Origin of the sequence: Oligella sp. HMSC09E12, assembly GCF_001808505.1 — a bacterium.
Classification (GTDB): domain Bacteria; phylum Pseudomonadota; class Gammaproteobacteria; order Burkholderiales; family Burkholderiaceae_B; genus Oligella; species Oligella urethralis.
The window spans coordinates 783-4,367 of the sequence record NZ_KV793550.1 but is presented as its reverse complement, the minus strand read 5'-3'; the positions used below and the strand labels follow the sequence as shown (position 1 = coordinate 4,367).

General features: G+C 46.8%; 3 protein-coding genes and 1 pseudogene. All 4 read left to right on the top strand.

Features of this window, described 5'->3' with window-relative positions:
- On the top strand, positions 1-768 hold a 768-nt coding region (locus tag HMPREF3179_RS03110), incomplete at its 5' end, for a hypothetical protein (RefSeq protein ID WP_246824349.1).
- A gap of 72 nt (positions 769-840) precedes the next feature.
- Entirely contained in the window at positions 841-2,337 is a 1,497-nt protein-coding gene (gene istA / locus HMPREF3179_RS03105) for an IS21 family transposase (protein ID WP_070469698.1), read from the top strand.
- Between the two features lie 22 nt (positions 2,338-2,359).
- A pseudogene (gene istB / locus HMPREF3179_RS03100) lies at positions 2,360-3,091 on the top strand (IS21-like element helper ATPase IstB).
- A gap of 97 nt (positions 3,092-3,188) precedes the next feature.
- A partial coding sequence (locus tag HMPREF3179_RS12200; protein ID WP_371441416.1) for a transposase occupies positions 3,189-3,585 on the top strand: 397 nt, incomplete at its 3' end.

The following is a 3,585-nucleotide window of genomic DNA, read 5'->3' as shown; positions in this document are numbered from 1 at the left end:
AAGGAAGTTACACAAAATTATTTACAGGCTCGATGTTCAAACCTGACAGGACTTGCTGAGCGTACGCCCCAAACGTATTTTTTGTATATTTACGCTTTATGCGCCATCCCACTGTTTTTTGTTCGTCTCTCTATCGTTGAGCATATGGAGAGTACTAGTCATACCGGTTTTTACTTGGGGTTGCTTGTTTGGGTCGTTGCACTTTGTATGGTGATTTGGTTTTACTTTTTACCTGACTTTTCTATGATGCAGCTGAAGAAGCAAGGTAAGGTATGGCAGGCAGAGATAATCGGTGATAGTCATTATGCTTTTTCTGGGTTTCCGCCCAGGTATATAAGCGGGGCGGGGGAGGTGAGCGAGGAACAAATGCGCAAATCAAAACTGTATCGCCGTCTTTTAGTTGAGTTTGAAAATTTTTCCGGTACTCGGGTGTCGCATGTTTTTACACTACCGGTTGATTACTCACCCTCTCTTAGTCTGAAGCAAATAATAGAAACGCAAAATCAAAGTCTTCAGATTGATCATAGTGACACCAAAGCACGCATGCCGGTGTGGCTAAATACCAAGCAGAAGTCACCTGCTTTTGCATTAGCTAATGAAACTGGTGCGGTCACCCGCAAGCATGTCATCTTAGGCTTATGTCTTATTATCATCACCTTGTTGCAGATGATTCTGCCGCTAGTTTATGTGGAGCGAACTACTCAGCATCTGACGGATGATGTATTTACTTTGTTTAATACGGGGACTATAGAGCGACAATTAACTTGACCGGCGTAGCGACAATTATGTTGGCCGGTTAATCTGCTAAGGTCAGACACAGATAAAACGGAGGGTTTTACTGTGTCTGGTAGTAAGATTACTAAGCAACAAATTAAGCGTTATATGGATTTTAGAAAGAAACACACTCAAGCAGTATCCGCTGCTAAAGCGGGCATCTCTGAGCGCAGCGCAAGGCGTATTGAACACAACCAACTTCAGCCCAAGTCCTCGCAACCACGCCACTGGCGTACTCGTGACGACCCTTTACAAGCAGTTTGGGACAGTATCGTTTTGCCATGGATTCGTGAGGATAATGAGATTACCCCTGTGGGAATCTTTGATTATTTATGCGAACACCATCAAGACATCTTTAGGCCTAGTGCTCGGCGTACCTTGGAACGTCGTATCGCTAACTGGCGAAGCGTCCACGGCAGTCCTAAAGATGTCATCTTCCTGCAGACTCATGGCTATGGTGAATTGGGGATAGCGGATTTTACGTACATCAACTTAGGGATTCGCATTGCCGATGATCCACTCAAGCACTTATTATTTCATTATCGTCTGCCTGCGAGTGGTTGGGCCTATGCGCAGGTAGTTTATGGCGGAGAGAGTTTTACGGCATTATCTGAGGGGTTACAGAACGCCTTTCAAGCGTCTAATGGTGTTCCTCTTAATGTGCGTACCGATAGCCTAAGTGCCGCTTATAAGAATATGTCCAGTCGAGAAGACTTCACCGAACGCTATCATGAGTTCGCTAAACACTACGGCTTTAAGCCCACTCGTAACAATCGCGGAGTAGCTCATGAGAACGGTGCCATTGAGTCTGCCCACCGGCATATTAAAGCGCAAATTACGCAAGCACTCAAATTACGAGGCAGTAGTAATTTTAATTGTCGCGCTGAGTATCAGGCATTTATCCAGAATCTCATCGACCGACGTAACCAGCGCGTGCACGATAAGTTTGCCTTGGAGCAGCGTCAATTACAAGCGCTCCCAGCGTACCCTAGCGACAACTACTCAGAGCACTATGTCAGTGTCAGCAGAACGAGTACCATTTCTTTAAAACGCGTCACTTACACCGTCCCCTCACGACTCATCGGTAATCGACTACTTGCTAGGGTATATGATCAACGACTAGCGCTATATCTTGGGATGGAGCAAGTACTAGAATTAGAGCGTCTATATACACGTAACAAGACAGGACGTGCACGCAGCGTCAATTACCGGCACATCATTGATGCGCTCAATAAGAAACCATTGGCATTTAGGCATAGTAAGCTACGAGATGATATCTTGCCTAACGACAATTATAAAAGCATCTGGCACTATGTGGATGACAGTTTATCGGCTGATGATGCGTGTTATTACATCGTTAAATTGCTGTATTTAGCTCACCGACATGACTGCGAGCATCAATTAGAAAGGTATGTGTTGGAGGGGATACGACAGCGACAATTACCCACCATCCGACAGTGTGAGGAGCGATTCATTCGCATCATTGCAACGACGCCTAGCATAGCGATTAAACAACACTCGCTTCAAGATTACAGTCAATTGTTTGGAGCCCATCATGCATAGAAATACCGCTTCCTTACCCTTGATGCTAAAGCAGCTAAGATTAGCCACGGTTGGCACGCTCTGGGAGAGCGTGGCAGATAAAGCGACTAAAGAACAATGGTCACCCCAGCAATACTTGGCTGAGTTATGCCATCAGGAGCTATTGGCACGCGAGGATAAACGTTTAGCACGCAACCTAAAAGATGCCACACTACCCATCGGGAAGCATTTAAATAACTTTGATTTTATGGCTGTCGATGGCATTAACCAAGCGACCACCTATGATTTACTTCAAGATAAAACGTGACTGACGCGAGGTGCAAACCTCTTGCTCTTCGGAGCAAGTGGCCTGGGTAAAACACACCTTACCAGTGCCCTTGGGTATGGACTACTAGAGCAGGGTTATAAGGTTAAGTTCATACAGGCGACCACACTTGTACAGCAGTTGCAACTAGCTAAGCGACACCTCAAGCTACAGGACGAATTGAAAAAGCTGGATAAATATCAATTACTTATCATTGATGATGTCGGTTATGTTAGAAAATCCGAACAAGAAACTAGCGTCTTATTTGAGCTGATAGCGCACCGTTATGAACGCTTTAGTTTAGCTATTACATCCAATAAGTCGTTTGAAGAGTGGGATGAGCTATTTGACGATACCACGATGACGGTGGCTGCCATTGATCGACTCGTACATCATGCCACAATGATTCATTTTACAGGAGAGAGTTATCGCAAGAAAGAAGCACTAAAAACCCAAGACAAGGGGCAGTAAAAACCGGCCAAGTTAATTGACGCTAAACCGGACAAAGTAGTTGACGTTCTATAGCCTTGCGAAAAAAAGTCCAGGCGATCTGGGGGGACGAGGAAAAATGACCAATGCCACAGATCGCCGCCAAATTGTTGAATTGGTCAATGAAGCCCGGAAGGCGGGTGCCCGACTGCAACGCGTGTGCCAGGAACTGGGTATTGGCCTGAATACTTACCGTCGCTGGTCAACAGGCACTGAGGATCAACGCCGGCATGCGGTGCATCCTTTACCTGCCCATGCGCTGACACCAGAAGAGCGTCAGACCATTCTGGATACCTGTCACCGTCCCGAGTTTGCCAGTCTGCCACCTGCGCAGATCGTGACCCGGTTACTGGATGAAGAACAATGTTATCTGGCTTCAGAGTCCAGCTTCTACCGCGTCCTGCGTCAGGCGGGTGAACAGCATCGCCGTGGGCGCGCGGCGGCACCACGCCATAAAGGTCCCCCCCCCCCCCCCC